The following is a 16,973-nucleotide window of genomic DNA, read 5'->3' as shown; positions in this document are numbered from 1 at the left end:
CCCACGGTGACCACCGCAGGCCCGTCGCCGCGAGCCCGATCGACCCGGCAGCGCGCCGCCGTCTCGGCGGCCCTGGACGAGATCGAGGACTTCCGCAGCGCCCAGGAACTGCACGACATGCTGAAGCACCGGGGGGACTCGGTCGGCCTGACCACCGTCTACCGGACGCTGCAGTCGCTCGCCGACGCCGGCGAGGTGGACGTCCTGCGCACCGCCGACGGCGAGGCGGTCTACCGCCGGTGCAGCAGCGGTCACCACCACCACCTGGTCTGCCGCCACTGCGGCGCCACCGTCGAGGTCGAGGGCCCGGCCGTCGAGCGCTGGGCCAACTCGGTCGCCGCCGAGCACGGGTTCAGTGACATCGCGCACACCCTGGAGATCTTCGGCACCTGCGCGGAGTGCGCCAGGACGGCCTGATCGCCGGCACACGGGGAGGGCCCGCGGGAGGAGTCACCTCCCGCGGGCCCTTCTCTCACGTGCCATGCCGCGCCGGCCCGATGCCGAACCGGCTCAGCGCTGCGCCGGCACCTCGGCGGCCAGCTCGGCCGGCACCTCGTTCGGGATCGCCCCGCCGAAGCGGCGGTCGCGCATCGCGTACTGCTCGCAGGCCCGCCACAGGTCACGGCGGTCGAAGTCCGGCCAGAGCACGTCCTGGAACACCAGCTCGGCGTAGGCCGACTGCCAGAGCAGGAAGTTGGACGTCCGCTGCTCGCCGCTGGGGCGCAGGAAGAGGTCCACGTCCGGCATGTCCGGGTGGTACATGTACTTGGCGAGGGTCTTCTCGTTGACCTTCTTCGGGTCCAGCCGGCCCGCCGCGACATCGGCCGCGAGGGCCGCCGCGGCGTCCGCGATCTCGGCCCGGCCGCCGTAGTTGACGCACATGTACAGCGTCACGGCGTCGTTGTCCTTGGTCTGCTCCTCGGCGACCTGGAGCTCCTGGACGACGCTCTTCCACAGCTTGGGCATCCGGCCGGCCCAGCGGACCCGCACGCCCATCGCGTCCATCTCGTCGCGGCGGCGGTGGATGACGTCGCGGTTGAAGTTCATCAGGAACTTCACCTCGTCGGGTGAGCGCTTCCAGTTCTCGGTGGAGAACGCGTACAGCGAGATGTTCTTCACGCCGAGCTCGATCGCGCCCTTGAGCACGTCCAGCACGACGGCCTCGCCGACCTTGTGGCCCTCGGTGCGCGGCAGCCCGCGCTCCTTGGCCCAGCGGCCGTTGCCGTCCATGACGATCGCGACGTGGTCGGGGACCAGCTCGCCGGGGATCTTCGGGGGCCGGGCTCCGCTGGGATGCGGGGTCGGGGGGAGGTACTCCCTCTGCTTGCCCCCGCCGAAGAGCCGTCGCGCTGCCATGTGCTCACTTCTCCACGTATCTCATCGAGCGGATGCCCCGCTCCAGGTGCCACTGCAGATAGGCCGCGACCAGGCCGCTGCCCTCCCGCCAGTACCTCGGCTCGCAGGCGTCGGCCGTCTGCCAGTCCCCTGACAGCAACGCGCCGAGCAGTACCAGTGTCTCAGGGGAGGGTACGGCACATCCGGGCACTCGGCAGTCCGGGCAGAGCACCCCGCCCGCCTGGAGCGAGAAGAACCGGTTGGGACCCTCCATGCCGCACTTGGCGCAGTCGTCGAAGGTCGCGCCGTACCCGTTGACCGCGAGCGAGCGCAGCAGGAAGGCGTCCAGCACCAGGTGCGACTCGTGCAGGCCGGCGGCCAGCGTGCGCAGTCCGCCGACCAGCAGCAGGTACTGCTGGACGGCCGGCTGGCCCTCGTTCTCGGCGAATCGTTCCGCCGTCTCCAGCATGGCCGTCCCGGCGGTGTACCGGCCGTAGTCGGTGACGATCGAGCCGCCGTACGGGGCGATCGTCTCCACCTGGGTGCAGAGCGGCAGGCCGCGGCCGATCAGCTCGCTGCCCCGGCTGAAGAACTGCACGTCCACGTGCGAGAACGGCTCCAGGCGCGCGCCGAACTTCGACTTGGTCTTGCGCACCCCGCGCGCCACCGCGCGCACCTTGCCGTGGTGGCGGGTGAGCAGGGTGATGATCCGGTCGGCCTCGCCGAGCTTCTGCGCCCGGAGCACCACGCCGTCGTCCCGGAACAGACTCATGCGCCCGCCTCAGCGCCGCGGCGGCCCTCGAACAGTGTGGACATCCCACCATTGTCCCCCAGCGCCGGAGAGCGACGTCCAGTACGGCCGGTACGTCTAGTACGGCCAGTACGGCTGGTACCGGCCAGTACGGCTGGCCCCGCCTAGTACGGCGCCCGGGTCGCCGCCTCCAGCAGCGCCCCGACCCGCTCGTGCGGCACGTCCAGACAGCGCCCGATCGCCGCCAGCGCCTCCCGCTCCTGCGGCCGGTACCGGCCGTCGGCGAGGGCGATCGCCGCCCCCTGCAGCACCAGCCGCTCCCGGCCCGGCCGGGCGAGGTGCGGGGCCAGCGGCTCCAGCACGGCGTGCAGCTCCACGGCCAGCCCGCCGGTCATCCCGTGCGCCGCGGACAGCTCGCCGCCGAGGCCGGACAGCGCGGCCAGCGCCGCCAGCACCTGCGCCTCGCCGCAGTCCTCGAACCCGGCGTCCCGGACGGCCGCGCAGGCCGCCTCGCGGGCCGCACGGTGCGCGGTGCCGCCGGCCGCCAGCACGGCCAGCGCGACGGTGTACTGCGCGTCGCGCAGCATCCCACCCAGGCGCGTAGAGGTGGGCTGCTCCAGGCTCTCCACCCCGAACCGGCCGTCGCAGCTGGTGCACTGCACGCTGCCGATCACCGGTCCGAGCGGAAGCACCGGGGTCCCCAGCAGCCGCAGCCACCGCCGGCCGTGCTGCCGGCGGTAGTTGCGGTCCCCGCCGCAGCCCGGGCAGAAGAAGTCACCGAGAACGTCAGTCCGCCACCGCGGGCGAACACCCCACATCCCTGTCACGGCGCCACTCCCCAGACATGGCAGGCGGCCTGCACAACGATGGGCAGGTCACGCGACCGGCCGCCGGGCCGTCCCACCGACCCGGCTTACCGGTGGGACGATGTTGCCACGGTTGCCGACACGTGTCAGTACCTCGAACGGCCCGATCCGGGAAAAAATGTGGCGCAGGACACAGCCCGGGCGCCCCCTCCCGCGCGGCCGCCCCGGAACACCCTGCACCGCCCGGAAACGCCGCCGGGCCGCCCCCGAGGGGACGGCCCGACCGCTTTTACCCGTACGAACTAACCGCGCTGCGCCCGGTTGACGGCACTGATCATCGCCTTCAGCGAGGCCAGCACGGTGTTGCCGTCGATCCCGACGCCCCACAGCACCCGGCCGTCCACCGCGCACTCGACGTACGCGGCGGCCTGGGCGTCGCCGCCCTCGCTCAGCGCGTGCTCGGCGTAGTCCAGCACCCGGACGTCCACTCCGATCCCGGCCAGCGCGTCCGCGAAGGCGGAGACCGGGCCGTTGCCGGTACCCGCCAGGCTGACCGTCGCGCCGTCCACCACCGCGTGGGCGGTCAGCGCGTCCCGGCCGTCCTCGGTGGTCAGGCTGCGCGAACCGGTCAGCGAGATCCGGCCCCACGGGTTGCCCGTGGTCGGCAGGTACTCGTCCTCGAAGACCCGCCAGATCTCGTCCGGGGTGATCTCGCCGCCCTCGGCGTCGGTCTTGGCCTGGATGATCCGGGAGAACTCGATCTGCATCCGGCGCGGCAGGTCCAGCTTGTGGTCGTTCTTCAGGACGTACGCCACGCCGCCCTTGCCGGACTGGCTGTTGACCCGGATGACCGCCTCGTAGGTGCGGCCGACGTCCTTCGGGTCGATCGGCAGGTACGGCACGCCCCAGGTGTGCTCCTCGACCGGCACGCCCGCGGCGGCGGCGTCGGCCTCCAGGGCGTCGAAGCCCTTCTTGATGGCGTCCTGGTGCGAGCCGGAGAAGGAGGTGTACACCAGGTCGCCGGCGTACGGGTGGCGCGGGTGCACCTCCATCTGGTTGCAGTACTCGGCGGTGCGGCGGACCTCGTCGATGTCCGAGAAGTCGATCTGCGGGTCGATGCCCTGCGAGAACAGGTTCATGCCCAGGGTCACCAGGTCGACGTTGCCGGTCCGCTCGCCCTGGCCGAACAGACAGCCCTCGATCCGGTCGGCACCGGCCATGTAGGCCAGCTCGGCGGAGGCCACGGCGGTGCCCCGGTCGTTGTGCGGGTGCACCGACAGGCAGACGAACTCCCGGCGCGACAGGTGGCGCGACATCCACTCGAACTGGTCGGCCTGCACGTTCGGGGTGGCCCGCTCGATGGTGGCCGGCAGGTTCAGGATGATCTCGCGGCCCTCGCCCGGCTGCCAGACGTCCATCACCGCCTCGCAGACCTCCAGCGCGAAGTCCAGCTCGGTGTCGACGAAGATCTCCGGCGAGTACTGGTAGCCGAAGACGGTGTCCTCGCCCAGCAGCTTCTCGGCGTACTCCATCACCAGCCGGGTGCCGTCGGTGGCGATCGCCTTGGTGGCGGCCCGGTCGTTGCGGAACACCACCCGGCGGAACAGCGGCGCGGTGGCGTTGTACAGGTGCACGGTCGCCCGCGGCGCGCCGACCAGCGACTCGACGGTCTTCTCGATCAGCTCCTCGCGCGCCTGGGTCAGCACCGAGATGGTGACGTCCTCCGGGATCGCCCCCTCCTCGATCAGCGAGCGCACGAAGGCGTGGTCGGTGGCCCCGGACGACGGGAAGCCGACCTCGATCTCCTTGTAGCCCATCGCCACCAGCAGGTCGAACATCTTGCGCTTGCGGGCCGGGGACATCGGGTCGATCAGCGCCTGGTTGCCGTCCCGCAGGTCGGTGGAGAGCCAACGCGGCGCCTTGGTGATCACCTTGTCCGGCCAGGTGCGGTCCGGCAGGTCGACGACGCCGAACGGCAGGTAGCGGCCGTGCCGCATCCCGGACGGCCGCTGGCGTACCGAGGCGGCGGTGACCGGGGTCGGACGGTCGACGAAGGCGCGAGCGGCGGAGATGGACGCGGCGGAGCTCTGCTCGGTCATGGAGGTGACTCTCGGCTTCCTGTGATGCGTGGTGCGGACGGGTCGGGGTGGGATGGTCACCCGACTCGGCCGGCCTGCTGCCGCCCGCGATCCGTCATTGGATCGCCCGAATTCAGCGCGCAGCACAGTCCCCGCGGCGAGGGAAGCCGGCCCTTGGTGGACTACAGGCCCTCGACGCGGCAGCTAAGAAGAAGCAGCCCGATGCGCATGATGCGATCCAGCGTAACCCAGTGCCGCACGACCCCGAAGCGGCCACGGCGGTCTTCCCACCCCTTGAGACGGCGCGCGTTCCCGGCCGGGAGGGCGCGCAATCCCGTTCGCGCTGGTGACAACACGTCATCAATGCCCCACCCTGGGCCACATGACAGCCGAATCGACGCTCTGCGCGATCGTTCCGCCATACGTCCTGGACCGCCTCGCCGAGGACGGTCACCAGCCCGCCGCCCGCTCCCTGGCCCTCGACGCCGCGCACCGGACCGCGCGGCTCACCGCCCTCCCGGCCGCCCGGGCCTCCGCCGACCGGTTGGCGCGGGTGATCTCCGACGCCGGGCACCGCGAACGCCTGCCCGGCCGCACCGTCCGCCGGGAGGGCGAGGCCCCCGTCCCCGATCCGTCCGTCAACCACGCCTACGACGGCCTCGGCGCCACCTGGACGCTGTTCTCCGCCGTCTTCGGGCGGCACTCCATCGACGACCAGGGCCTGCGCCTGGACGCCACCGTCCACTACGGCCAGGACTACGACAACGCCTTCTGGGACGGCCAGCGCATGGTGTTCGGCGACGGCGACGGCGAGGTGTTCGGCGACTTCACCGCCTGCATCGACGTCATCGGCCACGAACTCACGCACGGTGTCACCCAGTTCACCGCCGGCCTGGAGTACCGGGACCAGCCGGGCGCGCTCAACGAATCGGTCTCCGACGTCTTCGGCTCGCTGGTCAAGCAGTACGGCCTGCGGCAGGACGCCGCCGAGGCGGACTGGCTGATCGGCGCCGGCCTGCTCGCCCCCGGGGTGCAGGGCGTCGCCCTGCGCTCGATGAAGGAGCCCGGCACCGCGTACGACGACCCCCGGCTCGGCAAGGACCCGCAGCCGGCCCACATGCGGGACTACGTGCGCACCGGCCGGGACAACGGCGGGGTGCACATCAACTCGGGCATCCCCAACCACGCGTTCTACCTGCTTGCCACCGCGCTCGGCGGTCCGGCCTGGGAGCGCGCGGGCCGGATCTGGTACGACGCGCTGACCGGCCGGCGGCTGCCCGCCGACGCCGACTTCACCGCCTTCGCCCGGGCCACCGTGGCCGCCGCGAAGGCCCGCTACCCGGAGCCGGAGGTCGCCGACACGGTGACCGCGTCCTGGGCGAAGGTCGGCATCAGTCCGACATGAGTGCAGCTTCGGTCAAGGTCCGGAAAAACCCCGGCAACCGCCATCCCTGGGTAGCACCATGGACACCATGCGTATCCAGGTGACCCGGACCGGCGGCCTCGCGGGACACGTCCGCCGCGCTGAGCTCGACACCACCGAGCGGGTGGACGCCCCGCACGTGCACGCGCTCGCCCGCGAGGCCGTCGCGGGCGGGCTGCGCTCGCCCTCGTACGGGGTGCCGGACGGCTTCCACTACGAGATCACCGTCGACGGGCGGACGGTGCACTGCTCGGACCCGAAGCTCACCGACTCCCAGCGCGAGCTGGTCTCACTGGTCCTGCGCGAAGGCGCCTGACCGGCGGGGCAGGCCCTCAGAACCGTCAGAGCCAGCCGTCGAGCGAGGCCAGGAAGCCCGGGAGGTCGTCCCGGTGGATGGTGTGCCCCGCGCCGGCGACCGTACGGACCTCGTAGCCCAGGCCGCGCAGCGTCGCGGCGTCCTCGGGCCCGATCAGCCAGCTGCTGTCAGCCAGCTGCACCAGGGAGGGCACGGCCGGGGCGCCGGGCAGCACGGCCCCGTCCGCGAGGGCGGAGAGGGCGAGCGCGGTGTCCTGGTCCCAGACGGCCAGGGTGGCCAGCTCGACCTCCACGTCCTCGGGGGCCCAGCGCGGGCTGACCGCGCCGAGCTGTTCCCGGGTGGCCGCCTTGAACTGGGCGAAGACCGCCGGGTCGAAGAGGCCGGGCCGGGCGAACTTCCAGGCCGGGTCGGAGTAGACGGCCCGGGCCGGCCGGAGCCGGTCCACCGCGTGCAGCAGGGCCAGGGCGCCGAGCGAGTGGCCGATCGCCAGCTCGGCGCCCGCCGGCAGGGTGTCCACCAGGTCCTCGGCGTACCGCTCGGGGCGGTAGCGGTCCACCGGGGCGGCGCCCTCGCCGCGCGGGCTGGCGCCGTGGCCGCGCAGGTCGACGGCGATCACCCGGTACCCGCGCCCGGCGAGCGCCGGGCCGACCGACCGCCAGCTGCGGTGGTCGGACATGATCCCGTGGACCAGCAGCGCGACCCGGTCGCCGGTGCCCCACTCCCGCGTGTTCAGCCTCATCCCGCGCCCCCTGCCGCCCCGGCCCCGCCGTGCTCAGAACCCGAGCTTGCGCAGCTGCTTCGGGTCCCGCTGCCAGTCCTTGGCCACCTTGACGTGCAGGTCCAGGTAGACCGGGGTGCCGAGCAGCGCCTCGATGTGCTTGCGGGCGGTGGTGCCGACGTGCTTGAGCCGGGCGCCCTTGGCGCCGATCACGATGGCCTTCTGGCTCTGCCGCTCGATGTACACGTTGGCGTGGATGTCCAGCAGCGGCCGGTCGGCCGGGCGGCCCTCGCGCGGCAGCATCTCCTCGACCACGACGGCCAGCGAGTGCGGCAGCTCGTCGCGGACGCCCTCCAGCGCGGCCTCGCGGATCAGCTCGGCCACCATGATCTGCTCGGGCTCGTCGGTGAGGTCGCCGTCCGGGTAGAGCGGCATGCCCTCCGGGAGCAGCTTGGTGATCAGCTCGGCGACCAGGTCCACCTGCTTGTCGCCGACCGCCGAGACCGGGATGATCTCGGCCCACTCGATGCCCAGCTCGACGCCGAGCTGGTGGACGGCGATCAGCTGCTCGGCGAGCCGCTTGGAGTCGACCAGGTCGGTCTTGGTGACGATGGCGACCTTGGGGGTCTTCTTGATCTCGGCGAGTTCCTTGGCGATGAACTTGTCGCCGGGGCCGAGCTTCTGGTCGGCGGGCAGGCAGAAGCCGATCACGTCGACCTCGGCCCAGGTGCTGCGGACCAGGTCGTTGAGGCGCTCGCCGAGCAGGGTGCGCGGCTTGTGCAGGCCGGGGGTGTCCACCAGCACGAGCTGGGCGTCCGGGCGGTGCACGATGCCGCGAACGGTGTGCCGGGTGGTCTGCGGGCGGTCGGAGGTGATCGCGACCTTCGTCCCCACCAGAGCGTTGGTCAGGGTCGACTTGCCCGCGTTGGGACGGCCGACGAAACACGCGAAGCCGGAGCGGTACGAGGAGGAAGGGGCACTCATGGGCCCCATTCTCCCTGATCACCCGCGCCGGGGCGGACACCGGCGTCCGGACCGGTCATTTCTTCCCGCTCTTCCCGCCGAACACCGCGCCCAGTCCCCAGCCCAGGACGAGCAGCAGGAAGGCCACCGAGCCCCAGAGCCAGAACGGCGAGCCGGTCTCCTGCCACTTGCCCATGCCCATCACGCCCAGCAGCAGTCCCGCGAAGAACGCGTACGGCCCCATCGCCCAGCCCCCTCACCGCGCCGAATCCCCGCCCGTCCCCGGTGAGATTATCCGCTGGATCCTGGGGCTCCCGAACGCACGGGTGCCCGGGGCGCGCACCCCGGGCACCGGCCGTGCCGCACCCGCTCAGCGGGCCTCGACCGAGGCGCGCAGCGCCCCGTCCGGCCCGGCCAGCAGCAGCGGGGTGCCCGCGCCGCCGAGGTCCCGCACCGCCGCGAGGTCGGCCTCCGCGGGCTGCTCCGCCTCGGTCACCACGGCCGCCGCCTCCAGCGACTTCGCACCGCTGGCCACCGCCATTGCCACCGCCGTCTGCACGGCGCTGAGCCGCAGCGAGTCCAGCGCGACCGTCCCGGCCACGTACGTCCGGCCGGTCTCGTCACGCACCGCGGCCCCCTCCGGGACACCGTTGCGGGCGCGGGCGGAGCGGGCCAGGGTGATGATCTTCTTGTCTTCGGGGTCCAGCTCGACGATGTCACTCATGCCCAGGAGCATAGGCCCCGGCGGCACGGCCGCTCAGTGGCCGACCGGGTTCGGCGGACCGGGCCGGATCACCTTCACGAAGGTCTTGGGACCGGTCGGCATGGCCTCCTCCTCCGCCGCGCGTTTGCGCCAGTACGGGTTGTCGTGCGGCAGGTGACCGCTGACCCGCCCGTACATCCCGAAGGTGGTGATCACCACGCCGAAGGCGAACGCGAAGACCACGTTGTGGATCCCGAAGTTCAGGATGTTGGCGTCCGGCCGGTCGAGCACGATCAGCCCGTAGAACCCGGACAGTACGAACAGCACGCCGACCGCCATGTTCACGTTGGCCGCGACATTGCCGCCGACGACCGCGGCGATCACCAGGACCCCGCCCATCACGACGGACAGGATGCTCAGCGCGCCGTTGGTGGACATCCCGGCGATCTCGTCGCCCTCGGTGGACAGGAAGCCCGGGTGGTCGGCCAGCCCCAGGCAGCCGAACACGATCAGGAAGATCCCGCCGAGCCCCGCCCCGATCCGCCAGACCAGCACCAGCCTGTGGTCGACGGGCAATTCGTCTTGCAGCTTCATGGCGACCTCCGACGTGGCGCCTCGCTGTTTCCTACCGGGTCAGGTTCCAACCGGGTCAGGGCCCCGTCTAGCTGTACGGGTGGCTCCCCTGCATGTGCGGCACCTCGTGCATGTACAGCGAACCGCACTGCTGACAGCACCGGAGCCCGGTCCCCCACTCCTGCTCCGGCCGGGTCTCGGCCGCGGCGGGCATGGTCCGGCCGCACAGCGCCATGGCCGGATCCCCCTCCCGCACGACGTGCCAGACCTTCACCCCGCCCGCCGCCCCCTGCGGGCCGTACTCCGCGCGAAGTTGGTGAGTCATGCCTCCCATCGTCGCCCCGTACGCACCCGAACGCTACTCGCCGCCCTCCCGCCCCTGGTCGGGGGTGTCGTGGACCGAGCCGTGGATAGGGCAACGATTGCCCCAACCCGCCGGACGGCGGATACTTGCACTCCTCTGAGTGCAGTTCTACACTTATGAATGTGGATAACAACACTTCCATGACCGGCACCCCCCTGCTCTCCCCGGAGGAGTTGCAGGTGCTGGAGGAGATCGGCAACCCGATCTCCTACACCGTCAACAGCGTCCTCTTCGGCGAAGGAGAGGAGACCGAGTTCGCCCTGCTCATCCGCAAGGGCCTGGTTCGCGTGCAGACCGGGAGTCCCGCGCGGATCGTCGCCATCCGCGGCGCCGGCGAGATGGTCGGAGAGATGGCCGCGGCCCGGCACCGCCCCCGGTCCGCAAGCGTCTTCGCCATGACCAAGGTCGACGCTCTCCACCTCCCGGCAGGCCTGTGGCTGAAGTTCCTCTACGACCACCCGCGAGCCATGCACGCGCAGCTGGTGGCGGCCGAGGAAAGACTCGAAGAAGCGACCCGGAAGAGCGTCGAGTCGTTCCTCGGTGTCGAGCAGCGCCTCGCCAAGGTGCTCGTAGAGTTCGAGGCCAAGGGCGCCGGAAGCGTGATTGAGGGACGATTCGCCGTACAGCTCAGTCAGCGCGAGCTGGCCGATGTCGTCGGCGCGTCCCGCGAGTCGGTGGTCCAGGTGATCCGCGCCCTGAAGGGGCGGGAGGTCGTGAGCACCGGCCGCCAGGCAACAATCATCGAAGACCTCGAGGCCCTTCGCAGTATCGCCAGGGGCGAGCTGACAGCGTCCCCCTGACACATCCGCGAGCCTCCCGTCACGAAGGGGACGACCAGTGAACGAGCAGACCCCCGGCGTCGTCCTGGCTCATCCACTCATGCGGGAGTTGCTCACGCTCCGACTGCCGCCCGACGACTTCGTGATCTTCGGCAGCGGGCCGCTCCTCGCCCACGGGCTCCGAGAGGACCTTGGCGATCTCGACCTGGTGGCCCGAGGCGCGGCGTGGCGGGCCGCGGGTCGGCTCGGGGCTCCGGGCAGCGGGGGGATCACGGGCGACGAGCTGTTCCGGTGCTGCAACGGCCGGATCAACGTCTTCCAGCAGTGGATCTCCCCCTCCTGGGATCCCGACGACCTGATCGACAACGCCGAGGTCATCGGCGGGCTGCGATTCGCACCGCTGACCGAAGTCCTCGCGTACAAACTCATCCTTCGCCGCCCGAAGGACCTGCCGGACATCCGGGCCATCAAACGCAGTCTCGACCAGCAGCACCACAGGCCCTGCTGACGTCCCGCATTCCCACGGGCACCGCACCACCTCGAAACCCGTCGTACCGACGAACGAGACGAGTGAGGAACCGATGACCACCACCGCACCGACGCCTCGCCCTGGCCGCCGCGCCCCGTGCCCCACGTGCACCGACCGTGAACGGCGACGGGCCGTCCGTCTGCGACGGCTCTCGACCGCGGCCCAGTGGGCCGCGAGCGCCCTTGCCGTCGTCTGCGTCGGCACAGCCGTGTCGTTGTTGCTGTCCGGCCTACCGGTACACGCGAGTGCCTGCGCGGCCATCGCGACGGTCGGCGTCGCGATGGCTGTCGCCGTACGGAAGAAGCACGACTCCTGACGTGCCGAACGCTACTCGCCGCCCTCCCGGCCCTGGTCGGGGGTGTCGTGGACGGGGGCGGCGACGACGGAGCCGATGCGGTTGCGGCGGCCGGCCGAGCTCTCGGCGGTCAGCCGGATCGCGGTCAGGCCGCCCGGGACCTCCTCCGGCAGCGGGATCGCGCAGGACGAGCCGGGGATCGGCACCCGGCCCAGGTGCTTGGCCAGCAGACCGCCCACCGTCTCGACGTCCTCGTCCTCCAGCTCGATGCCGAACAGCTCGCCCAGGTCCTCGACCAGCAGCCGCGCGGTGATCCGGTAGGAGCCGTCCCCGAGGTCCTCCACCGGCGCGATCTCCCGGTCGTACTCGTCGGTGATCTCGCCGACGATCTCCTCCAGGATGTCCTCGATGGTGACCAGGCCGGCCGTGCCGCCGTACTCGTCGATCACGATCGCCACGTGCGAGCGCATCTTCTGCATCTCGCGCAGCAGGTCGGTGACGGGCTTGGAGTCCGGGACGAAGACCGCCGGGCGCATCACGGCGCCGATCTCGTCGGACTCCGAGTCCCGGTTGATGTGGGTGCGGCGCACCAGGTCCTTGAGGTAGACGATGCCGACCACGTCGTCCTCGTTGTCGCCGACCACCGGGATCCGCGAGAAGCCCGAGCGCAGCGCCAGGGTCAGCGCCTGGCGGACGGTCTTGTGCCGCTCGATCATCACCAGGTCGGTGCGCGGCACCATCACCTCGCGGACGATGGTGTCGCCCAGCTCGAAGACCGAGTGCACCATCCGGCGCTCCTCGTCCTCGATGACGTCGTTCTTCTCGGCCAGGTCGACCAGGGCCCGCAGCTCCGCCTCGGAGGCGAACGGACCCTCCTTGTAGCCCTTGCCGGGCGTCAGGGCGTTGCCGAGCAGGATCAGCAGCCGCGGGATCGGGCCGAGGATCCGGGCCAGCGGCAGCAGCACGAAGGAGGCCGCGGTCGCGGTGGTGAGCGGGTGCTGGCGGCCGATCGTGCGCGGCGAGACCCCCACCGCCACGAAGGACACCAGCACCATCACGCCGAACGCCACCAGCACGGCCTGCCAGGTCGTGTCGATGCTGCGCACGCACACCACGGTGACCAGGACCGCCGCCGCCATCTCGCTGGCCACCCGGATCAGGGTGGCCAGGTTGAGGTAGCGGATCGGGTCGGAGGCCAGCGCCAGCAGCCGGGCCGAGCCCCTGCGCCCGGACCGGACCGCCTCCTCCGCCCGGAACCGGGAGACCCGGGAGATGCCCGCCTCGGCGCACGCGGCCAGCCAGCCCAGCACGACCAGCGCGACCGCGCCCAGGATGAAGCTCGTACTCTCACCACTCACAGGGGTTCGGGCTCCGCGCTCAGTGGGTGGTGGGGGCCGGGGAGATACCGCCGAGGCCCCGCTCGGCCCGCCAGCCGTCGAGGATCGCCTTCTGGAGGCCGAACATCTCCTCCTCCTCGTCCGGCTCCTCGTGGTCGTAGCCGAGCACGTGCAGCACACCGTGCACGGTGAGCAGCTGCAGCTCCTCGTCCATCGAGTGCTTGGACGGGGCGGCCTTGCCCTGCTGCTCGGCGACCTCGGGGCAGAGCACGATGTCGCCGAGCAGGCCCTGCGGCAGCTCCTCGCCCTCCTTGCCGGGGCGCAGCTCGTCCATCGGGAAGGACATCACGTCCGTGGGGCCCGGGAGGTCCATCCACTGGATGTGCAGCTCCTCCATCGCCGCCCCGTCCACCAGGATCACGGACAGTTCGGACTGCGGGTGGATCCGCATCTTGTCCAGTGCGTAGCGGGCGACGTCGAGGATGGACTCCTCGTCGGCGTCCCAACCGGACTCGTTGGCGATGTCGATCGACATGACGGGCTGGTTACTCAGCTTTCGGTGCGATGGGACTGACGGGGTGCGCGCGAGCCGCGCCGCTGGGCGGGCTTGACCGGGGGCCTGCGGTCCTCGGTCTCCTGGGCGTCCTGGATGGCGTCCCAGCGCTCGTACGCGTCCACGATCCGGCCGACCAGCTTGTGGCGGACCACGTCGGTGCTGGTGAGGACGGAGAAGTGGATGTCGGGCACGTCGGCCAGGATCTCCTGGACGACCTTGAGGCCGCTGCGGGTGCCGCCCGGGAGGTCGATCTGGCTGGTGTCGCCGGTGACGACCACCCGGGAGTTGAACCCGAGGCGGGTGAGGAACATCTTCATCTGCTCGGGCGAGGTGTTCTGGGCCTCGTCCAGGATGATGAAGGCGTCGTTGAGGGTACGGCCGCGCATGTAGGCGAGCGGCGCGACCTCGATGGTCCCGGCGGCCATCAGGCGCGGGATGGAATCCGGGTCCATCATGTCGTGCAGCGCGTCGTACAGCGGCCGCAGGTACGGGTCGATCTTCTCGTAGAGGGTGCCGGGCAGGAACCCGAGCCGCTCCCCCGCCTCGACGGCCGGGCGGGTCAGGATGATCCGGTTGACCTCCTTGGCCTGGAGGGCCTGGACGGCCTTCGCCATCGCCAGGTAGGTCTTGCCGGTGCCGGCCGGGCCGAGGCCGAAGACGATCGTGTGCTTGTCGATCGCGTCGACGTAGCGCTGCTGGTTGAGGGTCTTCGGACGGATGGTCCGGCCCCGGTTGGACAGGATGTTCGCGGTGAACACCTGCGACGGCGCCGGGCTGTCGGGGTCGTCCACGGCACTGCGGAGCATGGCGATGGAGCGCTCCACGGAGTCCTCCGTGAGGGGTTGGCCGGTGCGCAGCACCAGCATCATCTCGCTGAACAGCTGCTTGACGAGGGCGACCTCGGCACGTTCGCCGGTCGCGGTCACCTCGTTGCCGCGGACGTGGATGTCGGCGTCGGGGAAGCCCCGCTCGATCACCCGCAGCAGCGAGTCGGCGGCGCCGAGCAGGGTGACCATCGGATGCTTCTCGGGGATGACGATCCGGGCGCTGACGCGGCCGTCGTCGGCCGGTTCCGGACGCGGCCGTCCGTTGGTACGGGTCTGCGATGTGTCACTCATAGGTCGGCGCTGGGGCCTGCCTCATCCCATCCGTGTCTCGTGTGCCGCTGGGTCTCTCCGGGGCACCAGGGTACGCCGCGCACGTGATCGCCGCGGCGGGCGGCGGGGCCGCACCCGACGATGCTCCGGCAGATCGCCGGGCGGCGCGAGCGGTTTTCCACGCTGCTCACCGCGGCCCTGACGTGGGGGCGCGTCACTTGCGCCGGGGCGGTACTGGTACCCGGGCGAGGTCCTCGGCAAGCACGATCGGGCCGTCGAAGTGCTTGCGGGCGTCGGCGAGGTGCTGTCCGAGGTCGGGGTAGCGCTGGGAGAAGTGGGTCAGCACCAGGGTGCGGACGCCCGCCTCGGCGGCGACCTTGGCGGCCTGGCCGGCGGTGAGGTGGCCGTGGTCCTCGGCGAGCGCGATGTCGGCGTCGGCGAAGGTGGCCTCGACGACCAGCAGGTCGGCGCGCTCGGCGAGCTCGTGCACGCCCTCGCAGAGCCGGGTGTCCATGACGAAGGCGAAGCGCTGGCCCGGGCGGGGCTCGCTGACCTCCTCCAGGGTGATCCGCCGGCCGTCCGTCTCGATCGCGCCCCGCTGCTGGATCCGTCCGACGTCCGGGCCCGAGATGCCCAGGGCGGCCAGCCGTTCGGGCACCAGCCGGCGGCCGTCCGGCTCGCTCAGCCGGTAGCCGAAGGACTCGACCGGGTGCGAGAGCCGGACGGCCTCCAGCGCGAAGCGGGCGCCGGGCGCGGGCAGCGGGCCGGGCTCGTCGATCGGGCGGGGCCGCAGCACGGCCGTCTCGTGGAAGGCGGTGGCGTACCGCAGCCGCTCGAAGTACATCTCGCCGGAGGCCGGGAAGTAGACGTCCACCGGGTGCGGGACCCGGTCCAGGTTGATCCGCTGGATCACCCCGGCGAGGCCCAGGCTGTGGTCGCCGTGGAAGTGCGTGACGGCGATCCGGGTGAGCTGGGTGGCCGAGACCCCGGCGCGCAGCATCTGCCGCTGGGTGCCCTCGCCGGGGTCGAAGAGCAGGCCCTCGCCGTCCCAGCGCAGCAGGTAGCCGTTGTGGTTGCGGTGCCGGGTCGGGACCTGGCTGGCGGTGCCGAGGACGACGAGTTCGCGCTGCGACACGCGACTAGACCATGCGCTCGGTCATCGACATGCCGCCGAGCACGTGGACGTGGGCGTGGAAGACGGTCTGCCCCGCGCCGGCCCCCGTGTTGAAGATCAGCCGGTAGTCCTCGATGCCCTCGTCGGCGGCGACCCGGCCCGCCTCGGCGAGCAGCTCGCCGGCGATCTCCGGCTCGGCGTCGGCCAGCGCGGCCGCGTTCGGGTAGTGGACGTGCGGGATCACCAGGACGTGCACCGGGGCCTTCGGCGCGATGTCGCGGAAGGCGAGGGTCCGCTCGGTCTTGCGCACCACGGTGGCCGGGATCTCGCCCGCCACGATCTTGCAGAACAGGCAGTCGGGCTGCGGCTCGCCGGCCATCGGGATCTCCTCGCGGGGTCGGTCGGGGGGACGGTGCCGGTCCGGGGTCGGTCCGGGTTCGTACGGCGGCATGCTAGCCGAGCCGCGCCGCCGCCCGCCGGTACTCGCGCAGGTGCTTCCACCGCACCACGCGCACGGCGACGAGCTCGCCCTCGTCGTCGTAGTCCTCGGTGATCAGCGCGATCGCGAGGATCACGAAGCCGAGCGCCCAGCGCTTGGTGAGCCGCCACAGGTGCGGGCGGGAGCCGTCCTTCGCGCGGATCACCCGCAGCGCCATCAGGCCCTTGCCCGCGCTGAAGCCGGTGAGGCGGGCGAGCAGCACCTGGTTGACGAAGGAGACGCCGAGGCCGACCCCGAACAGGGCACCGAAGTAGGCGCCGCCGAGGTCGAGCCGCGGCCCGGCGGCGGCCTTGGCGGCGAGGAAGCCCGCGACGATCGCGAGCAGCCAGTCCGCGAGCATGGCGGGGTAGCGGCGGAAGCCGCTCGCCTCCTCCGGCCGGGGCGGCCGGAGGTGCGGCGGGAGGGCCTGCCGCGGCGGCTGCTGCAGGTGCTGCTGCTGCGGATGCTGGGCCCACTGCTGGGGGTGCTGCTGGGCGTACTGCGGGGGCTGCCCGTACTGCGGAGCCTGGGGGTACTGCGGGGCCTGCCCGTACTGCGGCGGGTACGGCTGCTGCTGCTGCGGGTACGGCTGCTGTCCGTACGGCTGCTGCCCGTACGAGCCCGGTGGATATCCCTGCGCCATTTCCGTGTCCCCCGTCGGATACCGGTGATCATGAACAGCCCCGCATCGTACCCGGCCCCGGCGCGACCCCGAGGCCCGGCGCGACCCCGAGGCCCGGCGCGACCCCGAGGCCCGG

General features: G+C 71.7%; 21 protein-coding genes. 5 read left to right on the top strand and 16 right to left on the bottom strand.

The genetic code is table 11. The features are described 5' to 3' along the window. The first annotated feature begins 6 nt into the window (after window positions 1-6). On the top strand, window positions 7-417 hold the full coding sequence (locus ACFP3U_RS13640; RefSeq protein WP_380225726.1) for a Fur family transcriptional regulator: 411 nt from the start codon (window positions 7-9) through the stop codon (window positions 415-417). 93 nt (window positions 418-510) lie between these two features. Here the strand turns inward: ACFP3U_RS13640 and ACFP3U_RS13635 are convergent, their stop codons facing one another. From ACFP3U_RS13635 to leuA, 4 genes are all read right to left on the bottom strand, one after another. Further along, entirely contained in the window at window positions 511-1,356 is an 846-nt protein-coding gene (locus ACFP3U_RS13635) for an isoprenyl transferase (protein ID WP_380225725.1), read from the bottom strand. Between the two features lie 4 nt (window positions 1,357-1,360). Beyond that, the gene (recO, locus tag ACFP3U_RS13630; protein WP_380225724.1) at window positions 1,361-2,107 is read right to left on the bottom strand and encodes a DNA repair protein RecO; all 747 of its coding nucleotides are present in this window, start codon (window positions 2,105-2,107) and stop codon (window positions 1,361-1,363) included. A gap of 143 nt (window positions 2,108-2,250) precedes the next feature. Beyond that, window positions 2,251-2,904, bottom strand: a complete 654-nt coding sequence (locus tag ACFP3U_RS13625; RefSeq protein ID WP_380225812.1) for a TerB family tellurite resistance protein — start codon at window positions 2,902-2,904, stop codon at window positions 2,251-2,253. Window positions 2,905-3,194: 290 nt separating this feature from the next. Next, entirely contained in the window at window positions 3,195-4,991 is a 1,797-nt protein-coding gene (gene leuA / locus ACFP3U_RS13620) for a 2-isopropylmalate synthase (RefSeq protein ID WP_380225723.1), read from the bottom strand. A 361-nt stretch (window positions 4,992-5,352) separates the two neighbouring features. On the opposite strand from leuA, the gene ACFP3U_RS13615 reads away from it, so the two are divergent. Continuing rightward, window positions 5,353-6,375, top strand: coding sequence for a M4 family metallopeptidase (locus tag ACFP3U_RS13615; RefSeq protein WP_380225722.1), 1,023 nt, complete (start codon window positions 5,353-5,355; stop codon window positions 6,373-6,375). 67 nt (window positions 6,376-6,442) lie between these two features. Further along, window positions 6,443-6,709 (top strand): protealysin inhibitor emfourin, encoded by a 267-nt coding sequence (locus ACFP3U_RS13610; protein ID WP_380225721.1) that lies wholly within the window; start codon window positions 6,443-6,445, stop codon window positions 6,707-6,709. A gap of 25 nt (window positions 6,710-6,734) precedes the next feature. Here ACFP3U_RS13610 and ACFP3U_RS13605 read toward each other — a convergent pair whose 3' ends face one another. The 6 genes from ACFP3U_RS13605 to ACFP3U_RS13580 all read right to left on the bottom strand — a co-directional run bounded on the left by ACFP3U_RS13605 (window position 6,735) and on the right by ACFP3U_RS13580 (window position 9,991). Further along, window positions 6,735-7,448 carry an alpha/beta fold hydrolase gene (locus tag ACFP3U_RS13605; RefSeq protein WP_380225720.1) on the bottom strand — a complete coding sequence of 238 codons (714 nt, stop codon included), beginning with the start codon at window positions 7,446-7,448 and terminating at the stop codon, window positions 6,735-6,737. 33 nt (window positions 7,449-7,481) lie between these two features. Further along, complete coding sequence (gene era, locus ACFP3U_RS13600) at window positions 7,482-8,411, bottom strand: GTPase Era (RefSeq protein WP_030309821.1); 930 nt, start codon at window positions 8,409-8,411, stop codon at window positions 7,482-7,484. A gap of 55 nt (window positions 8,412-8,466) precedes the next feature. After that, a complete protein-coding gene (locus tag ACFP3U_RS13595; protein ID WP_380225719.1) occupies window positions 8,467-8,634 on the bottom strand; it encodes a hypothetical protein in 168 nt (55 codons plus the stop codon). A 126-nt stretch (window positions 8,635-8,760) separates the two neighbouring features. Then, window positions 8,761-9,126 (bottom strand): cytidine deaminase, encoded by a 366-nt coding sequence (locus tag ACFP3U_RS13590; protein WP_380225811.1) that lies wholly within the window; start codon window positions 9,124-9,126, stop codon window positions 8,761-8,763. A 21-nt stretch (window positions 9,127-9,147) separates the two neighbouring features. After that, window positions 9,148-9,687, bottom strand: a complete 540-nt coding sequence (locus tag ACFP3U_RS13585) for a DUF4383 domain-containing protein (protein WP_380225718.1) — start codon at window positions 9,685-9,687, stop codon at window positions 9,148-9,150. Window positions 9,688-9,754: 67 nt separating this feature from the next. Further along, window positions 9,755-9,991 carry a hypothetical protein gene (locus ACFP3U_RS13580; protein WP_380225717.1) on the bottom strand — a complete coding sequence of 79 codons (237 nt, stop codon included), beginning with the start codon at window positions 9,989-9,991 and terminating at the stop codon, window positions 9,755-9,757. Window positions 9,992-10,170: 179 nt separating this feature from the next. Here ACFP3U_RS13580 and ACFP3U_RS13575 point away from each other — a divergent pair, with 179 nt between their 5' ends. Continuing rightward, window positions 10,171-10,830 carry a Crp/Fnr family transcriptional regulator gene (locus ACFP3U_RS13575; protein WP_380225716.1) on the top strand — a complete coding sequence of 220 codons (660 nt, stop codon included), beginning with the start codon at window positions 10,171-10,173 and terminating at the stop codon, window positions 10,828-10,830. Window positions 10,831-10,867: 37 nt separating this feature from the next. Then, on the top strand, window positions 10,868-11,317 hold the full coding sequence (locus tag ACFP3U_RS13570) for a hypothetical protein (RefSeq protein ID WP_380225715.1): 450 nt from the start codon (window positions 10,868-10,870) through the stop codon (window positions 11,315-11,317). 348 nt (window positions 11,318-11,665) lie between these two features. Here the strand turns inward: ACFP3U_RS13570 and ACFP3U_RS13565 are convergent, their stop codons facing one another. The 6 genes from ACFP3U_RS13565 to ACFP3U_RS13540 all read right to left on the bottom strand — a co-directional run bounded on the left by ACFP3U_RS13565 (window position 11,666) and on the right by ACFP3U_RS13540 (window position 16,858). Beyond that, on the bottom strand, window positions 11,666-12,991 hold the full coding sequence (locus ACFP3U_RS13565) for a hemolysin family protein (RefSeq protein ID WP_380225714.1): 1,326 nt from the start codon (window positions 12,989-12,991) through the stop codon (window positions 11,666-11,668). Window positions 12,992-13,010: 19 nt separating this feature from the next. After that, window positions 13,011-13,505: an rRNA maturation RNase YbeY gene (gene ybeY, locus ACFP3U_RS13560; protein ID WP_030309813.1), complete on the bottom strand. Its 495-nt coding sequence runs from the start codon at window positions 13,503-13,505 to the stop codon at window positions 13,011-13,013. A 14-nt stretch (window positions 13,506-13,519) separates the two neighbouring features. Further along, window positions 13,520-14,542: a PhoH family protein gene (locus tag ACFP3U_RS13555; protein WP_380225810.1), complete on the bottom strand. Its 1,023-nt coding sequence runs from the start codon at window positions 14,540-14,542 to the stop codon at window positions 13,520-13,522. Window positions 14,543-14,837: 295 nt separating this feature from the next. Then, window positions 14,838-15,758 (bottom strand): ribonuclease Z, encoded by a 921-nt coding sequence (locus tag ACFP3U_RS13550; RefSeq protein ID WP_380225713.1) that lies wholly within the window; start codon window positions 15,756-15,758, stop codon window positions 14,838-14,840. Between the two features lie 4 nt (window positions 15,759-15,762). Continuing rightward, a complete protein-coding gene (locus tag ACFP3U_RS13545) occupies window positions 15,763-16,116 on the bottom strand; it encodes a histidine triad nucleotide-binding protein (RefSeq protein WP_380225712.1) in 354 nt (117 codons plus the stop codon). A 73-nt stretch (window positions 16,117-16,189) separates the two neighbouring features. Next, a complete protein-coding gene (locus tag ACFP3U_RS13540; protein ID WP_380225711.1) occupies window positions 16,190-16,858 on the bottom strand; it encodes an RDD family protein in 669 nt (222 codons plus the stop codon). Between the last annotated feature and the right edge of the window lie 115 nt (window positions 16,859-16,973).

It is taken from the genome of Kitasatospora misakiensis (assembly GCF_042656005.1).
Classification (GTDB): Bacteria; Actinomycetota; Actinomycetes; order Streptomycetales; family Streptomycetaceae; genus Kitasatospora; species Kitasatospora misakiensis.
This window is presented reverse-complemented; position numbering and strand designations above follow the sequence as displayed.

What these genes read in the sequence shown, in the direction of transcription:
- ACFP3U_RS13635 (WP_380225725.1), bottom strand. Translation starts at nt 1,356, where the DNA reads ATGGCAGCGCGACGGCTCTTCGGCGGGGGCAAGCAGAGGGAGTACCTC.
- recO (WP_380225724.1), bottom strand. Translation starts at nt 2,107, where the DNA reads ATGAGTCTGTTCCGGGACGACGGCGTGGTGCTCCGGGCGCAGAAGCTC.
- ACFP3U_RS13625 (WP_380225812.1), bottom strand. Translation starts at nt 2,904, where the DNA reads ATGTGGGGTGTTCGCCCGCGGTGGCGGACTGACGTTCTCGGTGACTTC.
- leuA (WP_380225723.1), bottom strand. Translation starts at nt 4,991, where the DNA reads ATGACCGAGCAGAGCTCCGCCGCGTCCATCTCCGCCGCTCGCGCCTTC.
- ACFP3U_RS13615 (WP_380225722.1), top strand. Translation starts at nt 5,353, where the DNA reads ATGACAGCCGAATCGACGCTCTGCGCGATCGTTCCGCCATACGTCCTG.
- ACFP3U_RS13610 (WP_380225721.1), top strand. Translation starts at nt 6,443, where the DNA reads ATGCGTATCCAGGTGACCCGGACCGGCGGCCTCGCGGGACACGTCCGC.
- ACFP3U_RS13605 (WP_380225720.1), bottom strand. Translation starts at nt 7,448, where the DNA reads ATGAGGCTGAACACGCGGGAGTGGGGCACCGGCGACCGGGTCGCGCTG.
- era (WP_030309821.1), bottom strand. Translation starts at nt 8,411, where the DNA reads ATGAGTGCCCCTTCCTCCTCGTACCGCTCCGGCTTCGCGTGTTTCGTC.
- ACFP3U_RS13595 (WP_380225719.1), bottom strand. Translation starts at nt 8,634, where the DNA reads ATGGGGCCGTACGCGTTCTTCGCGGGACTGCTGCTGGGCGTGATGGGC.
- ACFP3U_RS13590 (WP_380225811.1), bottom strand. Translation starts at nt 9,126, where the DNA reads ATGCTCCTGGGCATGAGTGACATCGTCGAGCTGGACCCCGAAGACAAG.
- ACFP3U_RS13585 (WP_380225718.1), bottom strand. Translation starts at nt 9,687, where the DNA reads ATGAAGCTGCAAGACGAATTGCCCGTCGACCACAGGCTGGTGCTGGTC.
- ACFP3U_RS13580 (WP_380225717.1), bottom strand. Translation starts at nt 9,991, where the DNA reads ATGACTCACCAACTTCGCGCGGAGTACGGCCCGCAGGGGGCGGCGGGC.
- ACFP3U_RS13575 (WP_380225716.1), top strand. Translation starts at nt 10,171, where the DNA reads ATGACCGGCACCCCCCTGCTCTCCCCGGAGGAGTTGCAGGTGCTGGAG.
- ybeY (WP_030309813.1), bottom strand. Translation starts at nt 13,505, where the DNA reads ATGTCGATCGACATCGCCAACGAGTCCGGTTGGGACGCCGACGAGGAG.
- ACFP3U_RS13555 (WP_380225810.1), bottom strand. Translation starts at nt 14,542, where the DNA reads ATGGTCACCCTGCTCGGCGCCGCCGACTCGCTGCTGCGGGTGATCGAG.
- ACFP3U_RS13545 (WP_380225712.1), bottom strand. Translation starts at nt 16,116, where the DNA reads ATGGCCGGCGAGCCGCAGCCCGACTGCCTGTTCTGCAAGATCGTGGCG.
- ACFP3U_RS13540 (WP_380225711.1), bottom strand. Translation starts at nt 16,858, where the DNA reads ATGGCGCAGGGATATCCACCGGGCTCGTACGGGCAGCAGCCGTACGGA.